Genomic DNA, 22,437 nt, shown 5'->3' on the forward strand with positions numbered 1-22,437 from the left:
TTCCGTCAGATTCAGTGCTGGGGAGGAACTTTGCCGCGCAAGCGCATACCCGTGGTGGCCGGATGGTTCACCGAGGACGGCCCCGATGAGGAATTCCGACTGCTGGGCACCCGCTGTCCGCTCTGCTCGTCGGTCTTCTTCCCCCGCCAGGACGGCTTCTGCCGCAATCCGGGCTGTACGGGCGGCGAACCGGTCGAGGTCCCGCTGTCCAGGCGCGGCACAGTCTGGTCGTACACCGACGGCCGCTACCGGCCGCCCGCCCCCTACCCCTGCGACCCGGATATGCCCTGGGAGCCGTACACGCTGGTCGCCGTGGAGCTCGCGGCCGAGCGGATGGTAGTGCTCGGGCAGGCCGCGCCCGGGGTCGGTGTCGCTGATCTCGCGGTCGGGATGACGGTCGAGGTCGTGCCGGGGGTGCTCGGTACGGAGTCCGGCGACGGCACGGACGACGGCACGGTGTGGACGACCTGGCACTGGCGACCCGTGGACACCGGTCTCCGGGACGGTGCGCGATGAGCGGGGACGTGGCCGTCCTCGGGGCCGGGATGCACCCCTGGGGCAAGTGGGGGCGCAGCTTCGTGGAGTACGGCAGGGTGGCGGCCCGCAACGCGCTCGCCGATGCGGGCATCGACTGGCCGGACGTGCAGTCGGTGGTCGGCGCGGACACCGTGCGCGGCGGGTACCCGGGGTACGTGGCCGGGGCGACGTTCGCTCAGGCGCTGGGCTGGCAGGGCGCCCGCGTCACCAGCGTGTACGCGGCCTGCGCGTCGGGCGCCCAGGCCGTCAACACCGCCAGGGCGCAGATCCTGGCCGGAATGGCGGACGTGGTGCTCGTGGTGGGTGCGGACGCGGCGCCCAAGGGGTTCTTCGCCCCGGCGGGCGGCGAACGGCCCAACGATCCGGACTGGCTGCGGTTCCGGGTGCTCGGCGCCACGAACCCCACCTACTTCGCGCTCTACGCCCGTCGCCGGATGGCCGTGCACGGGGACACCCCGGAGGACTTCGCGCTGGTCAAGGTGAAGAACGCGGCGGCCGGCGCATTGAACCGTAACGCCCGCTACCGGGCGCCGGTGAGCGCCGAGCAGGTCGCGGCCTCCGCGGTGGTCGCCGATCCGCTGCGGCTGCTGGACATCTGCGCCACCTCCGACGGCGGGGCGGCACTGGTGCTGTCCAGCATGGAGTTCGCCCGGCGTCACGGGGCTGCGGATCCGGTCCGTATCCGTGCCGTTTCGACCGTGACGCCGACGTATCCGAAGGCGGTGCTCGACCTTCCGGACATCGCCACCGATTCGGCGGTCGCCGTGGAACCGGCGACCGCGAGTTTCCGCGCCTCCATCGCACGGGCGGCGTACGAGGAAGCGGGAATCGGGCCTTCGGATCTCTCGCTGGCCGAGGTGTACGACCTCTCCACGGCGCTGGAACTGGAGTGGTACGAGGACATCGGGCTGTGCCCGGCGGGTGGGGGCGCGGCGCTCGTCCGCGAAGGGGCGACGGCGCTCGGCGGGCGCATCCCGGTGAACCCGAGCGGCGGGCTGGCGTCCTTCGGCGAGGCCGTGCCCGCGCAGGCGATCGCCCAGGTATGCGAGCTGACCTGGCAGTTGCGCGGCACGGCGGGAGACCGCCAGGTTCCGGGGGCGCGAGCCGGGATCACCGCGAACCAGGGGCTGTTCGGCCACGGCTCGGCAGTCGTCGCGGTCCGCTGACAGTTCCTATCGGCGGCCGCTGCCTGCCGGTCGCACGACGCGCGGCACGCACCCCTGTGGGCGGGGGTACGTGCCGCGTTCCGCTGTCGGTGTCGTCGGGCCGGCTCGGGGCCGTGCCTACGTGGTGGCCGGTTCGCGGAGTGCGTCCGCGCGGGCCAGCGCGTGTTCGACGACGGCCACCAGTACGTCGCGTACGGACGACCGGTCCCGCGCGTCGCACAGGAGCACCGGTACCTCCGGGTCCAGGTCCAGCGCCGCCTGCACCGTCTCGGTGGGGAACCGGTCGGCGCCCTCGAAGCAGTTGACGGCGACGGCGAAGGGGATCTCCCGGCGTTCGAAGTAGTCGACCGCGGCGAAACAGTCCTCCAGACGCCGGGTGTCCGCGAGGACGACCGCCCCCAGCGCCCCCTGGGCGAGTTCGTCCCACAGGAACCAGAACCGGTCCTGCCCCGGGGTGCCGAAGAGATACAGCACCAGGTCCTCGCGGAGGGTGATCCGCCCGAAGTCCATGGCCACCGTCGTCGTGGTCTTCGCCTCGACACCGTCCAGGTCGTCCACGGGACGTCCTGCCTCGGTCAGGCTCTCCTCCGTACGCAGCGGCCTGATCTCACTGACCGCTCCCACCATGGTCGTCTTGCCCACTCCGAAGCCGCCCGCCACCAGGATTTTCAGGGTAACGGGCTCAACGGGCCGCCTGTTGCGGCTAGAGCGCCCGAAGGCCATTGATCACCTCGCGAAGAATGTTCACGTCCGGCAGCTCGGCCGGCGGAACGGGACGGGTCACATGCACCAGCTCGTCCTCGACGAGATCACCGACCAGCACCCGGACCACCCCGACGGGGAGGTCCAGACCGGCCGCGAGCTCGGCGATCGACTGGGGCATGCCGCTGCACAGTTCGACGATCTCCACGTGTTCCGGGGAGAGCATCTGGTCCCGGCCGGGATCGTCGGCCGCGGGTTCGGGGACGACGATCGCGATCAGGTCGAGACGATGACGGGACGCGCTGCTGGTACGTCCCCGCGTCATCGCGTACGGACGGACGACCGGCCCCGCGTCGGCGTCGTACCAGCGCGAGGACTGCGGACCGCCGGGGCCGGCCGGGGAACGGGAGGAGTCGGCGCTCATGCCATCCACTCACCCTCCGGAGGTCAGACCGGTCGTCCGGGGGGAGTTGGCCAGGTGGGCGCCGACACGCTTGACCATCAGCGTCATCTCGTACGCCACCTGGCCGACGTCCGAGTCGGAGTCGGCGAGCACCGCGAGGCAGCTGCCGTCGCCGGCGGCCGTGACGAACAGGAACGCCTCGTCGAGCTCGACGACGGTCTGGCGGACCCGGCCGGCGTCGAAGTGCCGGCCCACCCCCTTGGCGAGGCTGTGGAACCCGGAGGCCACGGCCGCCAGGTGCTCGCCGTCCTCCCTGGTCAGGTCCTTGGACGCGCCGGTGGGAAGGCCGTCGCTGGAGAGCACCAGCGCTTTGCGGATGCTCGCGACCCGCTCGACGAGTTCATCGAGGAGCCAGTTGAGCTCGCCGGACCCCTGGCGTGCTGAGTTGAGTGCTGTGGCGTTCGGTGCGGTCATCGACCGTCCCCTCCCGGAGTGGTTCCTTGTGCTGTGTCATCGGGGCCGGTCACGTCCTCGGCGTTCTGCAGGCGGCCGCGCTGCCAGCCGCGCTGGAGCGAGGCCATGCGGCTGCGTACCTCGTCGGCGTCGCGTTCGATGTCCTCCGCCGTCTCCACCAGGTCCGGCGCGGCGCCGCCGACGGGCCCCTCGCGGAGCTGATGCGCGAGGCTGGCCTGCCGGATCCGGCGGGGCAGCCCCCCGACCGTCTCGGGGGCGGGAGCCGAGGTGCGGGTGGGTGACGGCGAGCGGGGCCCCGGTACCGAGGGCGTGACGGCCGGAGTCGTGGCGTGCCCGGTGCGTGTCCGCGGACCGTCGGACTGCCGGGGCTCGGGGGGCCGGCCGCGGTCCGCGGACCGGACGGGGCCGGACACCGGGCGGGCGTCGCCCGGATCGGCGGTCGTGGGGTGGGCCCGGCCCGTCTCATTGATCCGGCGGCCCCGGTCGGTGACCAGGGTCGGCGGTTTGCGGCGGGGCAGCGGCCTGGTGTCGTCGGGGCGCAGTTCCCGGACACCGTCCGGGTCCTCGATCTGGTCGGCGGCCTGCTGGTGCTGATCGCGGTCGCCGTCGCGCCGGAGTTCACGGGCCCGGAAGATGCCGCCGCGTTCGCTCTCGGTGTCCTCCAGGTCGGACACCCCGTCGAGTACCGGGTCGAGCCCGGATCCGGCGACGGCTTCCAGTACCGGGTCGCGGTTGAAGTCCAGCGGACCGACCGGGCCTTCGAGCTCGACCGGCCCGTCCAGCAGGGCCGGGTCCGCCCGGCCGGTGGGCACCGGTGCGAGGCCGGCGGGCCTGCCGCCCTGCGTTCGGCTGCCCGCGGGGCGGCCGAACGCGTCGCCGCCGTCCATGCCGCCGCCCGCCGGGTCGCTGCCCGGCCGGCTGCTGGCGATCGCCTTCTCGGACCGGCGGTCGAGGCGGAACCCCGTACCGTGGGCCTCCGGGGCGTCGGTGAGCAGCGCCGCCGGGATGAACACGACCGCGGTGGTGCCTCCGTAGGGGGAGGTCTGAAGCGACACCCGGACGTTCTGCCGCTGGGCCAGCCGGCTGATCACGAAGAGGCCGAGCCGGTCGGTGTCGGACAGCTCGAACTCGGGTGTCTCGGCGAGTCGCAGGTTGGCGTCCAGGAGGAGTTCCGGGGGCATGCCGAGCCCGCGGTCGTGGATTTCGAGGGTGAACCCGTTGGCGACGCGTTCGCCGTGCACCTGGACCGCGGTGTGCGGGGGTGAGAACACCGTGGCGTTCTCCAGGAGTTCGGCGATCAGGTGGGTGAGGTCGGCGACGGCGGGGCCGCCCACACCGATCTTCGGCAGCCTGCGGACCTCGATCCGTTCGTAGTCCTCCACCTCGGCGACGGCGGCACGCACCACATCCATCAGCTGGACGGGCTTGCGCCACTGTCGTGACGGTGCGGCTCCCGAGAGGATCACCAGGCCCTCGGCGTGGCGCCGCATACGCGTGGTGAGGTGGTCGAGGCGGAACAGGTCGGCGAGTTCCTCGGTGTTCTCGGTGCGGCGCTCCATCGTGTCCAGGAGCGTCAACTGGCGGTGCAGCAGCACCTGGTTGCGGCGGGCGAGGTTGACGAACACCTCGGACACCCCGCGGCGCATGTCGGCCTGCCTGACGGCGGCCTCGACCGCGGCCCGTTGCAGGATGTTCAGGGCCTGCCCGACCTGGCCGATCTCGTCACGTTCGTAGTGGAGGTGCGGGGACTCGGTCTCGACGTCGATGTGTTCGCCCGCGGCGAGACGGCGCATCACACTCGGCAGGCGCACGCCGGAGACCTCATGGGCGTCCTTGCGCAGGCGTGAGAGGTCGCGGACGAGCTCGCGGCCGATGCGCACGGAGACGAAGACCGAGACGAGCAGGGCGAGGAATCCCAGGACACCGGCGACGCCCGCCTTGATCAGGACACCGTAGCCGGCGGGCCTGCCGCGGTCCTGGAAGCGGTTGTTCATCTCGGTCGAATCGTTGGCCAGCCGGTCCAGGACGGGCGGGGCCACCTCCTGCCAGCGTGCGGCGTCCACCTCGCGGGGGTCGTGGGTGGGGCCCTGGGCGATGAGCTTGTCCTCGGCGGAGCGCAGCGGCTCGCTGTCCGGGCTCGCCCAGTACTGCTCGACGCGGCGGCGTTCCGACGCGGGGAGCGCTTCGAGGTTGACCTCGTACAGCAGTCCGCGCTTGGCGACGAGGTCGGAGATCTGCCGGAGTTCGGGGGCCGTCAGCCGTCCCGCGAGGAGCCCCGACGCGACGAGTGCGTCTTCCTGGGAGAGCATTTCACGGGCACGCGAGATGCCGGCCAGGGCTCGGACCTGCTTGTCCATCGACACGTTCTCCATGACGTGGAGACCGGTCAGGAAGCGGTAGCACGGGGCGATGAGGCCGTTGTAGTAGTCCATCGCCTTGGCCCGGCCGATGGTGCGCTTGTCGACGGAGTCGCGGAGCGCCTGCAGCCCCTCGACGGCGCCCAGGATCGAGCTGAGCTGGGTTGCGGCGTCGGGGCGCAGCGCGTCGCGGATGTCCTTCTGCCGCGCGCTCCTGTTGACCTGGCCCACGACCCGGTCGGTGGCGGCGCGCTGGCGGCGCAGCACCGGCAGGGCGTCGGAGGCGCGTGGGTCCGCGAGGAAGACGAGAGTCTGACGGCGCTCGTTCTGGATGACCCGGACGGTGTCCTCAAGGGGGTGGCCGATCTTCTCCACCACGGTGCTCGCGCTCATCAGCTGGCGTGCCTCGCGGCCGGTCAGATAGGTGGCGAAGCCCCATAGTCCGGTGAGGGAGACGAGCGGCACCAGAAGCAACGCCACGATCTTCCTGCGGATGGATTTCCCGCGAAAGCGCATGGCCTCCCCCAGCTCGGCCCCGCAGGGCGGTGATGGTGTTCCGTCAACAAACGGCGCGAGCCTACTACCGACACACAGACAACTCGAAGGGTTGTCCGGGCGATTTTCGGCCGCCTTACTGGGAGTTGACCATGAGTTGTCCCGGTATTCCAGGAGATGAAATTCGTGAAAGCGACAGAAGAGACCAGCCAGAGCGCCACATTCCTCCCCGCGCCAGTTGGCTGGAATTCTTCGTTCCGTGATGGTTCGGGGGGAATCTTCACAGCCTGGCACTCGTCTGTCCGTAAGGGGGTAAGGGGACTGCAGGGGCGCAGTCAAGAGGATGGGGCGACCCGTCCGCGTAGAAGCAGCGCATGCCGGGCAGCAACCCTGAAGTCGGACAGCGGTGGGGAGTTGAAAGTCCTTGGAAACGGAAGAGCGTCATGGCGCCGCGCGGTCGGCGCCGGTCCAGGCGGCGAAGGGTGCGATGCCCGCGGCCGCGGCGGCGCGGGAGCGGCCGGTGATTCCGCGGCAGCCGCTCTGGGTCGAGGAGCCGGCGCTGCGGCGGCGGATGCCGGACCCGGTACGCACGGCGGCCGTGCGGGCCGTTCTGATCATGTCGCTGACGATCATCCAGGCGATGGTGGCCTTCCTTGCCACGGTGACGGGCTCCTGGCTGGCCTTCCCGATGGTGCTGAGCAGCGTGGCCAGCACGGTGGGCACGACCTGGTCGGTGCTGGACGTGTGGGTCACCCGGCAGGTGTGGAATCAGCGCAACGGCGTGGTGTCGATGCCGAGCAGTTCCGCCCGGCGGCTGCGCCGCGAGAGGCGCAGGGCGAGGCGGGCCGCCCGGACCGGGCGGCGGGACAGTGCGCGGATACGCCGCCAGGACGCGGGCCGCAGGCTGTCCCGGGCCTGAACCCTCTGGGGCGGGCACGCCGGGCGGATGCCGGATCGCACCCGCCGGGTCGTGGCTGGCGTCTCAGCCCATGCCGGATCGCACCCGCCGGATCGTGGCTGGCGTCTCAGCCTGTGCCGGGCTGAGGGGTCGGGTCCGAATCCGCGCCCGGGTCCGAATCCACGGCCGTGCCCGGCGTGCCGTCGGCGGATTGGCTCGCGGCCCGGGCCGGGAGCGCGTCCGGCGCCGGTGCGGTGCGCTTGAACATGCGGGTGGCGGTGATCTCTCCGTGCACCGTCTCGGCGCCGGGGTCCTGCTGCGGCAGCCCGGGGCGCAGATGCTCCTCGACGCTGATGTACTTCAGCCCGGCCCGCAGGTCCGCGTCATTGCGCAACCTGATCACCAGGGGGAACTCGGCGAGGGCCGTCGTGTCGAACAGCCCTGTGGTGTAGAGCAGTTGCACTCCGAGCGCATCCGACACCGCACGCTGGAGCTCCAGCAGGTAGGTGGCGTTGGCGCGACCGATGGGGTTGTCGAGGAAGAGCGTGCCCGCGTGGTGGTGCTGGTGCCGGTCGCGGCCCCGGTCGTTGCTGCGCAGTGCGGCCATCGTGCAGTACAGGGCGATGGCTGCGGTCAGCAGCTGGCCGCCGGAGAAGACGTCGCCCATCTGCCCGACCGGCACCCGCTCGGCACGCAGCACCGCGTCCGGCTTGAGGATCTCCACGGCGATGCCCCTGGGCTCCAGCGCCGCCTGCACACCTCTCAGCAGCAGGGACATGCCGTCCCTGCGCAGGTCGGAGTTCTTCTTCAGCGCCGCCTTGGTGGCCTCGTCGATGACCTCGCCGAGCCGTTCGGTCAGTGTGACCTGGTCGGGTTCCTCGAAGCGGATCCGGAGGAACTCCTGACCGGACCACTCCCCCAGGCCCTCGGGGAGCCGGGAGAGCCGCTGGGCGGAGCGGAGCGTGGTGAGTGCCGAGTCCACGAGGCCGCGCAACCGGTCGACGATGGAGCCACGGTTGCGTTCCAGCTGGGCCAGTTCGTCGGTGAGGACCCGAAGCCTGGGGGCGAAGGCGAGGGCCCACTTCTCCGCGTGCTCGGGCAGCGCGGCGGCCGGGAGTTCACGGATCTGCTGGCGGGCCGGGGTGCGGACCTGTTCGTAGCGGGTGGAGTTGGCGTGCCGGACCAGCACATCGCTCGCCTCCCGTACGGCCGCTTCCGATGTGGACAGGTCCGCGGCGCAGCCACGCAGTGAGCGTCGGGCCTCGGCAGCGGACTGCCGGGCCTCGTCGAGACTGCCGGGGTACGGGTCCGGTGTCTCGGGGTCGTCGTCGCCGTGGTCCCTGAGGAGGTCGCGCAGGAGGGCCGCGGTCTCGTCGAAGCCGCCTGCCGAGTCCTCGGCGGTGCGATGGGCGTGCAGCAGTTCGGCGTGGGCGGCCCTGGCGGTGTCCAGGGACGCGGTGGCGGCAGCGAGTTCGGCCGTGGCGGTGCGCAGGAGGGCCTGGGCCTGTTCGGCGTCGGCGGGTACCTGCTCGTCGGGGAGTTCCGTGTGGAGGGTCTCGCCGTCGGCGGGGGCCAGCCGCTCGGACTCGCCGCGCAGCCTGCCCAGTTGCTCGCTGGCAGCCGATGCGCGGGTCTCCAGGAGCTGGACCAGGGACTCGGCACGGGCGGCGGCCGCCTGCCGGGACGGGCCGTCGGCGCCGTCCGTTCCTTCCAGGAGCTGGGCGGCCCGGGTGCGGACCTTGTTGGTGAGCCGGTCCAGTTCAGCCAGTGCGGCGCTCTCGTCGCTCTCCGCGCGGGCCTGTTCGGCGCGCAGGTCGGCGCCGACGCCCACCTTCTCGTAGAGCTGGGACGCCGCCCGGTAGGCCTCGCGCAGGGCGGGCAGCGCGGGGCGCGGGGCGTCCGGCGCGGGCTCCGGGAGGTGCTCGGGGGCGCCGGCGATCTCGGCCCGTTCGGCGCGCAGGGCGCGGGCGGTGCGGCGGGCGTCGTCGGCGGCGCGCTGAGCGGCCCTGCGGTCCTCGTCGGCGGCCCTGGCACGCTCCAGAAAGACGGTGGCGCGGGCCTCGGACTCCGCCGCCTCGTCGACCAGCTCGCGCAGTTTCGCCTGCCAGCCCGCCCGTTCCCGGAGGCGGAAGGCGAGTCCGGCGAGCGCGTCGGCGGCCCGGCGAGCGCGCTGGGCGGCCTCCTGACGCTCGTCGCGGACGCGGGCGGTGTCGGCGGCGGCCTCGTCGGCCTCGGCGCGCACGGTACGGGCCTCGGCGAGCGCGGCCTCGGCCGTCTCGGCGGCCGTACGGGCGGTGCCGGCCGCTTCCGCCAGTTCGGCGAGCATGCCGGGCGGGCAGTCCACGCGCCAGGAGCCGATCCGGGCGGCGAGCGCACGGTCCGCGGTGAGGCGGGCCGCGAGGGTGCGGATGTCCTCGTCGCGGGCGGCGGCACGGCTCCTGAGCGCGTGCCGCTCCTCGTCGGCGGCGTGTTCGTCGTGCATGGCCGGGTTGGGCGGGACGAGGAACACGCCGTCGCCGCGTGCGGCGGAGCCGGGGTCCGGGACCGGCGCGAGCAGGGCGGCGGCGGTGCCGACGGCCACGGCCGAGCGCGGCAGCAGGGCGGCGGCACCGAGGACCTCGCGGGCACGGCCGTGCGCGTCCGGGTCGGTGATCACCACCCCGTCGACGAGTTCGGGCCGGGCCGCGAGCACCGCCGCGTGGTCGGCCGGGTCGACGGCCTGGGCGAGGTAGCGCCAGCCGGGCAGGGCGGGGATGCCGTGCTCGCCGAGGTACTCGACGGTGGCGAGGACGTCGGGGCCGGGCGGCAGCAGTCCGCCGTCGCCGAGCGCGCCCAGGATGCGGGAGTCGTCGGCGGCGGCGGTGCGCAGTTCGAAGAGGCGTCGTTCGGCGGAGCTGACGCCTTGGTCGAGGAGGTCGCGCAGCTCGTCGGCGTTGCGGTCGAACTCGGCTGCGGTGAGCGGCTGTTCGGCCGGGCGGAGATGCCTGGTCGTGACGGTGTGGGCGCCGTGAGCGGACAGTTCGGTTCCGTCGGTGCCGGGGGCGGCGGCGGTCCCCTCGGTGTTCGGGGCCTCATGGTGCGGCCCCTGCTCCTCGGCACCGGCGTCCGTTGCGGATTCGGGTCCGGCGTCCGTTGCGGATTCGGGTCCGGCGTCCGTTGCGGATTCGGGTCCGGTCGCGCCCCTCCGTGGCCGGGGTACGCCGCCGCTCTGCGTCGTGGGCAGGCCGAGCAGGTCGGCGAGGCGGTGCTCGGCGGCGATCGACTCGGCAGCCCTGAGTTCGGCCTCGTAGGCCTGTTCGGCGGCCCGTGCGCCGTCGGCGGCCCGCGCCGCGGCGAGTTCGGCGCGGCTCTCGGCGGCCGTTGCCTGCCGGGACCGTTCCGCGGCGGATCCGGCGGCCTCACGCGCGGTGTCCCAGGCGGCCACCGCGGACTGTTCGGCATCGTTCGCCGCGAGGGCCGCGCGGGCCGGGTCCGCGTTCGGTGCGGTGTCGTCGAGCCAGCCCGCCCGGACCGCTTCGGCGGTCTCCTGCTCGACCTCGGCGAGACGCTGGCGGAGGTGGCCGACCTCGCTGCGGGCGCGCTGGGCCTCGGTGGCTGCCGTGGTGGCGTCACGGTGCGCGGCCTCGCCCGCGGTCTGAAGGGTCTCGGAGCGCTCCTCCTCCTCGTTGGCGACGCTCTCGCCCACCTCGGCGGCGGTGTGCAGGGCCCGTACGAGATCGGCAGCGGCGGTGGCGCGTGCGGCCAGCGCCGGGGCCGCGTCCCGCTCGGCCTCGCGGATCGCGACGGCGACGCGCGCGGCGCGGTCGGCGGCGGCGCGGTGGCGCAGCACTGCCTCGGCCGCCTGCCAGGCGGAGTGCAGGGTCCGGGCGTCGCCCAGTTCCCGGCGCTGGGCCGCCGCGCTCTTCTCGGCCGCGGTGAGGGCCAGGGAGGCGTGCCGGTAGGCGAGTTCGGCGGCGATCAGGCCGGCACGGCCGCGGGTCTCCTCGGCACCGGTGACGGTGTGGGCCGCGCCGGTGACCTGCTGGGCGAGCTCCGCGGTCCGGCCGCGCTCCTGGCCGGCGCGGGCGGAGAGCCTGCGGGCCAGCGTGCGGGTGCGGCGCTCGGCGCCGGCGTGGATGTCCCGGGTACGCGAACGTGTTCCGGTGGCCTCCACGATGCGGCCGAGCAGATCGACTGAGCCGGCGGTGAAGTCGCGCTCGGCGGTCAGCTCGGCGCGGCAGCCCAGTTTGTTGCCGAAGCCGCTGACGAGGTCGGCGAGGCCGTCGGTGTCGCGGGTGTCGGTGACGGCGCGCAGCAGCAGGTCGGTGAAGTCGGAGTCCTTCTTGACGGCGAAGAGTCCCGCGGCCTCGCCCTCGTCGGCGTTCATCTCGCGCTGGTAGCGGAAGAGTTCAGGGTCCAGGCCGATGTCGCCGAGGTGCTCGTTCCAGCGGTCGTGGATCTCTTCCCAGTGCACGTCGAGGTGCTGGTAGAACTTGCCCGCCTCGGTGAGCGCGTCGCGGAAGCCCTTCATGGTGCGGCGCCTGCCCCGGGCACCGGAGACCCCTTCGGCGGGGCGGCCCACCGAGGTCGCCTCGGCGACGGGCAGCGAGTCGAGGCTGAGTCCGGGGCCGGGCCGGAAGGAGTACCAGGCCTCGGCGAACCTTCTCGGGTCGTTGGAGACCTGGCGTCCGCGCCATTCACTGACCTTGCCGACGACGACGCATTCGCCGGTCAGGGTGTGCTGCCACTCCAGCGCGACATGCCCGCAGTCCTCGGCGAGCAGGAACTTGCGCAGCACGCCGGAGCTGGCGCCGCCGAGCGTGTTGCGGTGGCCCGGCAGCATCACCGAGAAGATCAGCTTCAGCAGGACGGACTTGCCGCCGCCGTTCTCCAGGAAGAGCACTCCGGCGGGGGCGGGCCGGCGCGGCGGGCCGACCGGTTCCTCCTCGAAGAACTCCGCCTGTGCCGGTGCGGGGTGGGGCACGGGTTCGCCGACCCCGCGCAGGTCAAGCACGGTGTCGGCGTAGCGCGCACCGGCAGGCCCGATGGAGTAGAGGCGGACCCGGGACAGCTCGTACATGGCGGCGGACTCTCGTCGTTCAGGCAGCGGGAGGGAGGCGTCGGTGACGGCCGGCCGTGCGGTGGCCGGGCGGTCGTGTGGCCGGCCGACGGTGGGCCGGGCAGTGGTGCGGTGGCCGACTGTGGGCCGGGCGGCCGCAAGAGGGCAGGCCGGCGTCGGTCAGCTGTGGAAGGGCAGGCCGGCGTCGGCCACCAGCTCCAGGTCGTCGGGATCGGGTGGCGGCAGCAGCGTCGCCGATCCGTCGGTGACCGGTACCACTCCCAGTTCCAGCAGTTCGGCCATGGCGGCACCGCCCGCCATGTCGCGGACCTGGAGCTGATAGCGGGCGGTGGTGCGGAAGGCTCCTCCGGCGTCGTCCCCGGTGCGCTGGAGGAAGCCGGAGTCGGTGAGGAAGGCGACGGCCTTTCCGACGATGCCCGTGGTGGATCCGGCCAGCCGTCGGGCGTCCTTCGTCGCTCCGGTGGAGCTGCGCCGGGCGTAGACCCGCCAGCCGACCTCCAGGCCGGGGGCGTCACTGGCCGGGTCGGTGTTGTCGCCGTGCTCCTCGGCGCGCTCCTCCAGGCGGTGGCATGCCTGGCGTACGAAGGCGTCGACGCCGTTGACCGTGATCCGGCCGATGTACGCGTCGTCGGCGAGGTCCTCGGGGCGCGGGAAGGCCATCGCGGCGACGGCCAGGTGGGCAAGCCCGTGCAGGAAGCGGTCGGCGGAGTCCGGCGAGGCCCGGCGGGCGTAGTCGCCCATGCGTACGGCGAAGACCGAGTCCTCGCCCGCCGCGACGGCCATGCCGGCCCGGGTGGACACCTCAAGCACGACGAGGCCGAGTCCGGTGGCCACGGCGTCGGCGAGCCGGGCGAAGGCCGGCTCCTCCCGGTAGCGGCGCAGCAGTTCGGCGTACTCGGCGTCGCGGGCGGGCAGCAGCTTGGGCTGGAGCCCGAAGGCGACGAGCCGGGCGGCGTCGGCCGCATCGGCCGGGGTGACTGCGGCGGGCGCTGACGGCTGCGCGGACTCGGTCCGGTCGGCGGGGTACGCGGCGCTGTGCTCGCTCCACGCGTCGGCGTGCTCTGCGCGGTGGTCGCTCACGACGGGCGCTCCTTGCTGCGGACGGTCTTCGGTACGGGGTGGACGGGTCGGGCGCTCGCGGCTGCCCCGACCATTCTGTGCGGGCAGGTGCTCGCGGCGGCGAGCCGGAAGGCGACAGCACGAAGGGCGGCAGAACGGAAAGGAGTGATCCGGAAGGAAGTGGTCCGGAAGGAAGCGGTATGGAAGGGAGTGGTCCGGCCGGACCGCGTCGTCCTCATCCCGCCTCCGAGCGGTCCGCGGCCATGCCGGCCGCGTCCAGCAGGGCCGTGCCCACGATCAGGTCGGCCCCGCCGAACTCGGGGTCCTCCAGCTGGGTCCCGTCGTCGACGGAGAACAGCAGCCGGCGCTCGCCCTGCCGGTAGGCGGTGCCGACCGGGGGACTCGCCGCGTGGACCGCGAGCAGGGCGACCAGATAGGGGAGGTCCGGATCACGTCGTCTGGCTTCGGTCAGCAGCCCGGAGAGGCGGCGCGGTGCGTCGTGCTCCAGGTCCAGCAGCTCCATGGCGTTCGCCAGCTGCTCCTCGCTGAATCGGCTGTCGGCGGGGGTGGCGATCAGATCGGGCTCGGGCATCTCGGCGCCCAGGTGTTCGCGCTCCAGCGGCGGGGTCAGCAGCATGTCGACCAGGTCGCCCATCCGTACCGAGGTGGGGGTGCGCAGTCCGGTGCCGTGCGCGAAGAACGCGTCGGTGGCGCGGATCGCCTGCTCGACGGGGAGCGGCAGCAGCGGTGCCAGCAGTTGTCCGTACAGGTCGAGACCGGTCCGGGCGGCCGGTGCGGCGAACGCCTGCCGGTCCTGTTCGGCGCGGAACAGCGGTCCGGCCTCCAGCAGACGGGACTGCAGCTGGGTGTGGCGGCGGATGCAGTCCTTGACGATGTCGACGAGCTCGGCGGCGCGCCGCTTGTGCTCGGGCTCCTCCGCTTCGTCACGGGCCTTGCGGATGTTGGTGAGGATGGCGTTCTCGTGGCGGTAGCGGTCGGCGACGTGCTCCAGCGCCTCGGCGATCATGTCGGGCACGGCGTTGAGCCAGTCGACCGCCCGGACGTTGCGCCGGGTCGCGTCGAGTGTCTTGCGGAGGGTCTCCGCGTACTGCACGGTCCGGTAGCGGGCCTGCTCGGCGGCGAGTTGCGCGTCGGCGAGACGGCCCCGGCTGATCAGGACCTCCAGCTTCACCTCGGCGGCGATCTGGGCGCTGGTGACGTCCGTGTCGAGGGCGCCGACCAGGACGTTGACCGCTTCGTCGGTGGCCCGCAGATAGACGCTGCCGCCGTATCCCGGGACCTCTTCGATCAGTTTGAAGTCGTAGTCGCGCCGGACGTAGGCGCCGTCCGGCCCGAAGGTGCCGTAGACGGCCCGGAAGCCGCGGTCCACACTGCCGACGTTGATCAGGTTCTCCAGCACCCAGCGGGCGACCCGTTCGTGCTCGGCGACCGGGCGGCGCGGGGCCTGCGCGGCGACGCGCGGGAGGAGTCTGGCCACTATCTGGTCGTGGTCCGCGCCGGTGTCGAAGTCCATGTTGAGCGTGACGTGGTCGATCGCGGCGAGCGCGACCTCCGCCATCGCGTAGACGGTGAACTCACCGGCCAGGTTCGCCTTGCGCACGTCCAGGTCGTGCAGCGGCGCCGTGCAGGCGAGCGCGCGCAGCCGCCGCGAGAGCCCCTCGTCGGCGGCCGGGCCCGGTGCGGGCCGCGGCCCCGCGCTGAGCTGGGGCGCAGCGTTTTCCGTGTAGGCAGGCGAAGTCACGCTGCACAGATTAGGTCCTCGCACCGACAACGGTCGAAACGGCGCAGAAGCGGCTGGTTGCCCCGGAGTCGGTCATGCCCCGCCGGACGGCTCCGCGGGGCCCGGGCGGCGGCGCTCCCCGGTCTTCGGCGCGGCTGCCGCATCCCCGTTCGCACATCGCGTCGGGTGGACACCACCGCGGCAGGCCGCCGGTCGGGGGGCGTCGCGTCGCGCGCCCCCCGACGCGCGACGTCCCGTGCTGTTCGTACCGGTCAGACGGCGGGTGCGTCCGGACCGATCCTGCTGCGTACGGCTGTCTGGACCTCGGCCTCCTCGGCCGGGTCGGCGGCCAGCCGGCGCAGGCGCTCGGCCACCCTGATGTCGCCGGTCTCCGCGTGGCGTGCGGCGACCTCGCGGGTCGTCTCCTCGCAGTCCCACAGGCACTCGACGGCGAAGCCGGTGGGGAAGGAGGGGTCGGTGGCGGCCAGTGCGCGGGCGGCTCTGCCCCGCAGGTGGGAGGAGGACGTCTCCCGGTAGACGTGGCGCAGGACGGGAGCGGCGCAGGCGATGCCCAGCCGCCCGGTGCCGTCGACCAGGGTCCACAGGCGGAGGGCGTCGGGTCCGTCCCCGCGCACGGCTTCGCGCAGGGCGCCGAGGACCAGCGGCGCGTCCTGTGCGCCGCCGCGGCTTGCCAGCACACCGGCTGCCGAGGCGCCGAGCGCGTCGGGCCGCCGGGCCCAGCGCCGGGCGCGGTCGACGGCCGCCTCACCGCACATCCGCTCGAAGGCGGCGACGGCCGCGTCGGCGACGGTGCGCGAGGAGCTGACCGCCGCGGCCTCGATCAGGTCGAGCACGACCGGGTCCTGGGCCTCGGTCAGGTAGTGCAGGGCGGCGCACCGGGCGCCTTCAGGGCCGCTGCGGGCAGCCTCGACGATCACGGGCCGGTCCTCGGGTCCCGCGACGGCGGAGAGACAGCGGGCGGCCGGCACATGGAGGTCGCTGCCGCGGTCGAGTCCCTGCTGCGCCCAGTCGAAGACGGCCTGGACGCTCCAGCCGGGGCGGGGTCCGCCGGGGCGCATCTGCCGTTGCCACCGGTCGAACGAGCCCTGTTCGGAGGCGGCTCGCACCCGGGCCCCGACCATTTCGCGCGGGTCGTCGGCCCAGAGCCGCCAGGGCCGGGGTTCGTAGGCGTCGCGTACGGCGGCGGCCAGTTCGGCGGAGCCCTCGGTGTCCGTGCCGAAGCGGGCGAGCACGGGGACGGCGAGGGACCGGAGGCCGGCGTCGTCGTCGCGCAGGGCCAGCTCGTCGAGGGCCCAGGCCCAGTTGGAGCCGGTCGCGGCGTAGCTACGCAGCAGGGCGAGGGCGTCGTCGCGTCCGTACGAGGCGAGGTGGCCGAGTACGGCGAGGGCCAGGCCGGTGCGTGACTCGTCCGTGTCCAGGTGGTCCTCGGGATCAGCGAGATGCCGCTCGATCTCCTCGATCCCGCCGTCGAGGTCGAGATACAGGCGCGCGTAGTAGAGGGAGCGGTTCTCCACCTGCCAGTCGTGACGCGGATCGCTCAGGACGCAGTGGTTGAGAGCCGCCAGGGCCTCGGGGCGTGGTGCGGCGAGCGCGTGGAGCGTGCCGTCGCCACGGCCCCTCTGCAGCAGGCCGAGCAGGGTGCCGCTCGGCGCTATGAACGGATCAAACATGAAAAAAGCCTCACATCAAGCTGTCGACGCAACCGGGGACTGTGCAGTTCCACGTGCCGGGTGGGCACTAGGCCGCGCAGCAACATGATCGGCCGACCGCCGTCTTCTGCCTGGTGTAGACCATCTTCCTCTGCCTCTCGTCGGTGGCCCGAAACGGGCCCGCGACGTCATGATGACCCAGCCATTTCGCCACCGCGACCACATTTACGGCAGACCCGGTCAGCGGGAACCGAAGAGTTCCAGCAGGTCGGCCTTGCCGAACATGCGCGCGGTGTCCAGGGCGGAGGGTGTTCCGGCCGCCGGATCGGCCCCTGCGGCGAGCAGGGCCTCGATCACCGCGTCCTCGCCCTTGAAGACGGCTCCGGCGAGCGGCGTCTGCCCCCGGTCGTTGGCGCGGTCCGGATCGGCGCCGCGGCCGACCAGGGCCGCGACCGCGGGGGCGTGCCCGTGATAGGCGGCGAGCATCAGAAGCGAGTCGCCCCGGTCGTTGGTGAGGTTCACGGGAACCCCGGCGTCGACGTAGGCGGCGAGCCCGTCGGCATCTCCGCGGCGTGCCAGGTCGAAGACCTTGGTCGCCAGCTCCACCACCTCGGGATCAGGGGTTTCGCTCATCGGGGGACCGCCCTTCCGTAATCGATTTCTCCGCCGCCGGCCCGTGGGGGGCATGCGCCTTGAGGCCGTACGAGTGAACCGACAGGGTACTGCCCGGACGCGCACATGACCCGGCCCACCCATGGCAAAAGATCACGTCGAGTGACGACGGAGTGGTGCGCGGCACCGAAAACCCCTCCGGCCCGTGCTCCACCGTCCGCCAGTCCAGTGAAAAAACCCACTTTTCACCCATTTGAAGCTTTTATCCTATAGATACTTCCGGTGAGCCTGGAAGGACTCATGGTGACTGTCCCCCCAACCAGGAGAACCTCTCATGATCCTTTCCATGTCAGGCGTCGTCATCCTCGGAATCATCGTCTTCCTGTTCTTCAGGAAGGACGGTCTCAAGGCTTCGCACGCCCTCATCACCGCCCTGTTCGGCTTCTACCTGGCCGGCACCGCCATCGCACCGAGCATCACCGCGGGCGGTGCGAGCCTCGCCGGCCTCTTGGGCGGGATCAAATTCTGACCCTCCGCTACCGCTCCCACCCCTTCAGGAGACAGACGTGGCCCGGCGACCACTCCCCCGCATTCTGAGCAGCGGCAGCGCTTCGATCACTCGCAGTCGCGAGATCGCGCGCACGGCCGCCGACAGCGCCACCGACGTGCTCCATCCGCTGATCACGATCACCCGTGGTCTGCGGCTGCTGGCAGGTGCAGGACGGCAGAAGTGGGCCGCGACGCCCAAGGACCGGCGCGGCCCCACGCTGTTCCTCGTCGCGGCCTGCGTACTCGTGGTCGCGCTCATCCCGTACGGGTCGTTCATGGCCCTGGTCACGGTGATGTGCGCCGCCGCACGGAAGGGACGGGAACGCTCTCCCGTCAGGACCGGCCCGAACGAGGCGGAGACCGGGCGCCTGCAGGCTCTGTACGACGCGCTCGTGCCGTACTTCTCCACGGCCGACGACCCCAGTCCGCTGTTCGTCCACGGAGGCGACTGGGACCAGGTCTTCAGTGACTACGAGTTCGACGGCGACGGCCGCGTCTCCCGGCTCCGGGTGACGTACCCCGCGTACTTCACCGACAGCGAGGCAGCGTCCCGCGCCCGGATCGAACAGCTGCTGCACGCCAAGTCGGGCCGCGGCCGTGAGTACCGGTTCAGCTGGGACGAGGAGGGCAACCAGCTCGTCATGAGCGTGCTCGGAGCCCTGCCCACCTCGATCACCGCCCAGCACTTCGTCACCGCCCCGGGCGAGACAGTCCTCGGCTTCACGGACGACGACGCGGTGCAGCGCACCGTCCCGGTGAGCGACGGGGACGGGACCCGGGACGCACCAGGAGTCGTCTGGCGGACCGGCGCACGCACCACGGAGCCGCATCTGCTGATCGCCGGACAGCCCGGCAGCGGCACCACCACACTGATGCGCTCCATCGCACTCCAGGCACTCCAGCAGGGCGACATCCTGATCATCGAGGGCAGCGGCATCGGTGAGTACGCCTGCTTCAACGGCCGCGAGGGCGTGCTGGCCGTGGAGTGCGGGCCGGCCGGGGCGCTCGCCACCCTGGAATGGGCGGCGCAGGAGACGGAGCGGCGGCTGATCGAGGCCAGCCGGGCCCGGCAGTCCGGGTACGCCGTCCCCGAGGACACCAGGCGTCCGCTCTGGATCCTGCTGGACCGGCCCAGCGTGCTCGGCCATCTGGCCGCCGTCGGCGGCGGGCCCGACCCCCAGGAGCTGCTTCAGGTGCCGCTGCGGCACGGCAGGGCCGCCAACGTCACCGTGGTGATGACCGAGCAGTTCGACAGCCTGGACGGCCTGAGCGCCACCGTGCGCACCCACACCCGGGCCCGCGTGGTGCTCGGGCACTGCTCCCCCGTCCAGATCGAGTCCGTCCTGGGACTGGAACCGCACACCACCCCGACCCCGGACGTCCCGCCCGGCCGCGGCTACGCACGGCTCGGCGCCGGTCCGGTGCTGCGCATCCAGGTGCCGGCCACGCCTGATCCGTACGACGACACGACCAGCGAGGCGCAGCGCCGGACGGTGCTCGGCCTGTTGCCCGAACGGCGGACGGCGATCGAGGCGACCACGCCCGCCCCGGTTGCGGCGGAGACCGTGACCGCTTCCGTCGCCCTGGAGAGTGTGGCCGTCAGCGACTGACGGCTGCAGCGGTGAGGGAGGGCCCGCGGATCACCGGATCCCGCGGGCCCTCCCCCGTCACCGCGGCGACCGCTCAGGCGACGAACGTCCGGGGCGCCTCCGCGCCCGCGCCCGCCCCCGAGCTGACCAGTCGGGCGGCGGCGGCGAGCCGCAGGGCCGCCTCGTCCGCCACCGGCCCGCCGACCGTGAACGGCAGCCGTACGTATCCCTCGAAGGCACCGTCGACACCGAACCGGGGCCCGGACGGCACCCGCACCCCGACTCGCTCCCCGGCCACCGCGAGCCGCGATCCGGAGAGGCCACCGGTGCGCACCCAGAGCGTCAGACCGCCGCGCGGTACGGAGAACTCCCAGTCCGGCAGCTCCCGGCGCACGGCCGTGACCAGCGCATCCCGGTTGTCCCGCGCCTGTTCCCGGCGGATCTGCACGGCCTGTTCCCAGCCACCGGTGCCCATCAGCCAGTTGACGGCCAGTTGCTCAAGGACCGGGGTGCCCATGTCGGCGTAGGCGCGGGCGGCCACCAGGCTGCGGATGACATCCGGGGCGGCGCGCACCCAGCCGATCCGCATACCGGCCCAGAAGGCCTTGCTGGCCGAACCCACGGTGAGCACGGTGCTGCCCGCCGGGTCGAAGGCGCAGACCCGGCGCGGCATCCGCACGTCGTCGTCCAGGTGCAGTTCGTTCATCGTCTCGTCGACGACCAGGACCGTACCGGCCGAGCGTGCGGCGTCCACCAGTGCGCGGCGCCGGTCCTCGTCGGCCAGGGCCCCGGTGGGGTTGTGGAAGTCCGCGACGACGTAGGCGAGCCGCGGGGCCGCGTCCCGCAGCACCTGGCGCCACCGGTTCATGTCCCAGCCGCCCAGCCCCTCCTCCATGGCCACCGGTACGAGGCGGGCGCCCGCCTCCCGCATCAGCTGGAGGATGTTGGCGTAGCTCGGGGACTCCACCGCGATCCGTTCCCCGCGGCCCGCGAAGAGGTGGCAGATGGCGTCGATCGCGCCCATCGCACCGGTGGTGACCATGATCTGTTCGGGCATCGTCGGGATACCGTCGGCGGTGTACCGGTCGGCGAGCATCTGCCGCAGCGCGGGCAGCCCCGCCGGGTAGTCGCCGTGGGTGTGCGCGTACGGGGCCAGCTCCTCCAGGGCGCCCTGGACGGCCCGGGTCAGCCACGGTTCGGGGGCGGGCAGTGAGGCGCAGCCCAGGTCGATCATCGATCCGAGCGCCTCGGGGGGCAGCGGCTCCAGCCCGCGGGCGGGCAGCGGATTGCCCGCGGGCACCGTCGTCCAGCTGCCGGCTCCGCGCCGGGACCCCAGGAAGCCCTCGGCCCGCAGTGCCTCGTAGGCCGCGGCGACCGTCGTACGGCTGACGGCCAGGGCGAGCGCCAGTTCACGTTCGGCGGGGAGCCGGGCGGCGACCGGGACCCGGCCTTCGAGGACGAGCAGCCGGATGCCGTCGGCGAGCGCACGGTAGGCCGGCGGCCTACGGTTGCCGGGGCCGGTCTGCCTGGGCTGCTGGGCATGGAGCTGCCGGGCGAGCTGAGCCGCACCGACTGCCGAAGTCCACTGCGCCATGAGAATCAGTCCACCTTCCTCGGATTGGCCATGGTTGGCAGCCAATCCCCTGCCACAGAGTGACATGCAGCAGTCCACTACCACCACACCAGGGGGCACCACTTGTCCACGACCGCCACCCCGCGCCGGGCGCACCTCACCCGGCGGCTGATCCAGCTGTACGCAGGTCTGGCGCTGTACGGGGCGAGTTCGGCGCTGCTGGTCGTCGCCGGGCTCGGTCTGGAGCCGTGGGGTGTGCTCCACCAGGGGATCGCCGAGCGCACCGGGATCACCATCGGCGTCGTCTCGATCATCATCGGCGCGATCGTGCTGCTGCTGTGGATACCGATCCGGCAGCGGCCGGGGCTGGGCACCGTCTCCAATGTCTTCGCCGTGGGGATCGCGATGGACGGCACGCTGGCGCTCGTCCCGGATGTGCACGGGCTCGCCGCGCAGGCCGGGGTGATGGTGGCGGGGATCGTGCTGAACGGGGTGGCGACGGGGCTGTACATCGCGGCCCGGTTCGGTCCCGGGCCGCGCGACGGGCTGATGACCGGGCTGCACCGGCGCACCGGCCGCTCCATCCGGCTCGTCCGCACGGCGCTCGAGGTGGCGGTCGTGGTGACCGGGTTCCTGCTCGGCGGTTCCCTCGGGGTCGGCACCGTGCTCTACGCCCTGGCGATCGGCCCGCTCGCCCAGTTCTTCCTGCGCTTCTTCGCGATTTCGGACAACGGCGGCACCACGGTCGCCGCCCCGGCATCGGGGGAGGCCATACTTCCGCAGTGACTTCCGTACGCCATCCCTATCTGGACCACCCCGCCCCGCTCGCGTTCGCCCATCGCGGCGGGGCGGCGGACGGGATCGAGAACACGGCGGCCGCGTTCCGCCGGGCCGCCGACACCGGGTACCGCTACTTCGAGACCGATGTGCACGCCTCGGCCGACGGCCGGCTGGTGGCCTTCCACGACTCCACGCTGGACCGGGTGACGGACGCCCGGGGCCGGATGTCGCAGCTGCCGTGGAGCGAGATACGGCAGGCCCGGGTGGCGGGCCGTGAACCGCTGCCGCTGTTCGAGGAGCTGCTGGAGGCGTTCCCGGAGGCCCGCTGGAACGTGGACATCAAGGCCGGCCCGGCCCTTGAGCCGCTGGTGGACCTGATCCGCCGGACGAACGCCTGGGACCGGGTGTGCGTCGGCTCGTTCTCCGAGGCCAGGGTCGCCAGGGCGCACCGCCTGGCGGGCCCGCGGCTGGCCACCTCCTACGGAGTCCGCGGTGTCCTGGGCCTGCGGCTGCGCTCGTACGGAATCCCGGCGGCGCTGCGGGCCGGAGCGGTGTGCGCACAGGTGCCGGAGAGCCAGGGCGGCGTCCGGGTCGTGGACCGGCGCTTCGTGCGGGAGGCACACGCGCGGGGGCTCCAGGTGCACGTCTGGACGGTGAACGAACCGGAGCGGATGGCAGCGCTCCTGGACCTCGGCGTGGATGGCATCATGACCGATCACATCGAGACGCTGCGTACGGTGCTGAGCGAGCGGGGGGCCTGGGCCTGACGCCGG

At 72.8% G+C, this 22,437-nt stretch carries 17 protein-coding genes; 7 read left to right on the forward strand and 10 right to left on the reverse strand.

The window, feature by feature from the left end; genetic code table 11:
* Positions 1-30: 30 nt before the first annotated feature.
* Complete coding sequence (locus FHX80_RS00780) at positions 31-516, forward strand: Zn-ribbon domain-containing OB-fold protein (protein ID WP_145762313.1); 486 nt, start codon at positions 31-33, stop codon at positions 514-516.
* On the forward strand, positions 513-1,703 hold the full coding sequence (locus FHX80_RS00785) for a lipid-transfer protein (RefSeq protein WP_145762314.1): 1,191 nt from the start codon (positions 513-515) through the stop codon (positions 1,701-1,703). The genes FHX80_RS00780 and FHX80_RS00785 overlap by 4 nt, the downstream gene beginning before the upstream one ends.
* Positions 1,704-1,820: 117 nt before the next feature.
* On the opposite strand, the gene FHX80_RS00790 is transcribed toward FHX80_RS00785, so the two are convergent.
* Genes FHX80_RS00790 through FHX80_RS00805 form a run of 4 tightly spaced genes read right to left on the reverse strand, consistent with a single transcriptional unit; the run spans position 1,821 to position 6,155 of the window.
* Complete coding sequence (locus FHX80_RS00790; RefSeq protein WP_145762315.1) at positions 1,821-2,426, reverse strand: GTP-binding protein; 606 nt, start codon at positions 2,424-2,426, stop codon at positions 1,821-1,823.
* Positions 2,407-2,829 carry a DUF742 domain-containing protein gene (locus tag FHX80_RS00795; RefSeq protein WP_145762316.1) on the reverse strand — a complete coding sequence of 141 codons (423 nt, stop codon included), beginning with the start codon at positions 2,827-2,829 and terminating at the stop codon, positions 2,407-2,409. The genes FHX80_RS00790 and FHX80_RS00795 overlap by 20 nt, the downstream gene beginning before the upstream one ends.
* 9 nt (positions 2,830-2,838) lie before the next feature.
* Complete coding sequence (locus FHX80_RS00800; RefSeq protein ID WP_145762317.1) at positions 2,839-3,282, reverse strand: roadblock/LC7 domain-containing protein; 444 nt, start codon at positions 3,280-3,282, stop codon at positions 2,839-2,841.
* Positions 3,279-6,155 carry a sensor histidine kinase gene (locus FHX80_RS00805; protein ID WP_167523343.1) on the reverse strand — a complete coding sequence of 959 codons (2,877 nt, stop codon included), beginning with the start codon at positions 6,153-6,155 and terminating at the stop codon, positions 3,279-3,281. The genes FHX80_RS00800 and FHX80_RS00805 overlap by 4 nt, the downstream gene beginning before the upstream one ends.
* Before the next feature lie 403 nt (positions 6,156-6,558).
* Here FHX80_RS00805 and FHX80_RS00810 point away from each other — a divergent pair, with 403 nt between their 5' ends.
* The gene (locus tag FHX80_RS00810; RefSeq protein WP_425281670.1) at positions 6,559-7,053 is read left to right on the forward strand and encodes a hypothetical protein; all 495 of its coding nucleotides are present in this window, start codon (positions 6,559-6,561) and stop codon (positions 7,051-7,053) included.
* A 106-nt stretch (positions 7,054-7,159) separates the two neighbouring features.
* Here the strand turns inward: FHX80_RS00810 and FHX80_RS00815 are convergent, their stop codons facing one another.
* The 5 genes from FHX80_RS00815 to FHX80_RS00835 form a co-directional block, all read right to left on the reverse strand.
* Entirely contained in the window at positions 7,160-12,091 is a 4,932-nt protein-coding gene (locus FHX80_RS00815) for a hypothetical protein (RefSeq protein WP_145762318.1), read from the reverse strand.
* Between the two features lie 159 nt (positions 12,092-12,250).
* A complete protein-coding gene (locus FHX80_RS00820; RefSeq protein WP_145762319.1) occupies positions 12,251-13,171 on the reverse strand; it encodes a hypothetical protein in 921 nt (306 codons plus the stop codon).
* A 214-nt stretch (positions 13,172-13,385) separates the two neighbouring features.
* Entirely contained in the window at positions 13,386-14,912 is a 1,527-nt protein-coding gene (locus tag FHX80_RS00825; RefSeq protein ID WP_145762320.1) for a hypothetical protein, read from the reverse strand.
* 251 nt (positions 14,913-15,163) lie between these two features.
* A complete protein-coding gene (locus FHX80_RS00830; protein ID WP_145762321.1) occupies positions 15,164-16,582 on the reverse strand; it encodes a HEAT repeat domain-containing protein in 1,419 nt (472 codons plus the stop codon).
* Positions 16,583-16,801: 219 nt separating this feature from the next.
* Complete coding sequence (locus tag FHX80_RS00835) at positions 16,802-17,194, reverse strand: ankyrin repeat domain-containing protein (RefSeq protein ID WP_145762322.1); 393 nt, start codon at positions 17,192-17,194, stop codon at positions 16,802-16,804.
* Positions 17,195-17,507: 313 nt separating this feature from the next.
* On the opposite strand from FHX80_RS00835, the gene FHX80_RS00840 reads away from it, so the two are divergent.
* Both FHX80_RS00840 and FHX80_RS00845 read left to right on the forward strand, forming a co-directional pair.
* Positions 17,508-17,702, forward strand: a complete 195-nt coding sequence (locus FHX80_RS00840) for a hypothetical protein (protein WP_123468223.1) — start codon at positions 17,508-17,510, stop codon at positions 17,700-17,702.
* Positions 17,703-17,739: 37 nt separating this feature from the next.
* Entirely contained in the window at positions 17,740-19,332 is a 1,593-nt protein-coding gene (locus FHX80_RS00845) for an ATP-binding protein (RefSeq protein WP_145762323.1), read from the forward strand.
* Positions 19,333-19,405: 73 nt separating this feature from the next.
* Here FHX80_RS00845 and FHX80_RS00850 read toward each other — a convergent pair whose 3' ends face one another.
* Positions 19,406-20,905: an SCO1417 family PLP biosynthesis transcription factor gene (locus FHX80_RS00850; protein ID WP_145762324.1), complete on the reverse strand. Its 1,500-nt coding sequence runs from the start codon at positions 20,903-20,905 to the stop codon at positions 19,406-19,408.
* A 102-nt stretch (positions 20,906-21,007) separates the two neighbouring features.
* Here FHX80_RS00850 and yczE point away from each other — a divergent pair, with 102 nt between their 5' ends.
* On the forward strand, positions 21,008-21,670 hold the full coding sequence (gene yczE, locus FHX80_RS00855) for a membrane protein YczE (RefSeq protein WP_145762325.1): 663 nt from the start codon (positions 21,008-21,010) through the stop codon (positions 21,668-21,670).
* Complete coding sequence (locus tag FHX80_RS00860; RefSeq protein WP_145762326.1) at positions 21,667-22,431, forward strand: glycerophosphodiester phosphodiesterase family protein; 765 nt, start codon at positions 21,667-21,669, stop codon at positions 22,429-22,431. The genes yczE and FHX80_RS00860 overlap by 4 nt, the downstream gene beginning before the upstream one ends.
* Positions 22,432-22,437 lie beyond the last annotated feature (6 nt).

The sequence above is a fragment of the Streptomyces brevispora genome, assembly GCF_007829885.1.
Classification (GTDB): domain Bacteria; phylum Actinomycetota; class Actinomycetes; order Streptomycetales; family Streptomycetaceae; genus Streptomyces; species Streptomyces brevispora.

What these genes read in the sequence shown, in the direction of transcription:
- FHX80_RS00785 (WP_145762314.1), top strand. Translation starts at nt 513, where the DNA reads ATGAGCGGGGACGTGGCCGTCCTCGGGGCCGGGATGCACCCCTGGGGC.
- FHX80_RS00790 (WP_145762315.1), bottom strand. Translation starts at nt 2,426, where the DNA reads ATGGCCTTCGGGCGCTCTAGCCGCAACAGGCGGCCCGTTGAGCCCGTT.
- FHX80_RS00795 (WP_145762316.1), bottom strand. Translation starts at nt 2,829, where the DNA reads ATGAGCGCCGACTCCTCCCGTTCCCCGGCCGGCCCCGGCGGTCCGCAG.
- FHX80_RS00800 (WP_145762317.1), bottom strand. Translation starts at nt 3,282, where the DNA reads ATGACCGCACCGAACGCCACAGCACTCAACTCAGCACGCCAGGGGTCC.
- FHX80_RS00805 (WP_167523343.1), bottom strand. Translation starts at nt 6,155, where the DNA reads ATGCGCTTTCGCGGGAAATCCATCCGCAGGAAGATCGTGGCGTTGCTT.
- FHX80_RS00815 (WP_145762318.1), bottom strand. Translation starts at nt 12,091, where the DNA reads ATGTACGAGCTGTCCCGGGTCCGCCTCTACTCCATCGGGCCTGCCGGT.
- FHX80_RS00830 (WP_145762321.1), bottom strand. Translation starts at nt 16,582, where the DNA reads ATGTTTGATCCGTTCATAGCGCCGAGCGGCACCCTGCTCGGCCTGCTG.
- FHX80_RS00835 (WP_145762322.1), bottom strand. Translation starts at nt 17,194, where the DNA reads ATGAGCGAAACCCCTGATCCCGAGGTGGTGGAGCTGGCGACCAAGGTC.
- FHX80_RS00840 (WP_123468223.1), top strand. Translation starts at nt 17,508, where the DNA reads ATGATCCTTTCCATGTCAGGCGTCGTCATCCTCGGAATCATCGTCTTC.
- FHX80_RS00850 (WP_145762324.1), bottom strand. Translation starts at nt 20,905, where the DNA reads ATGGCGCAGTGGACTTCGGCAGTCGGTGCGGCTCAGCTCGCCCGGCAG.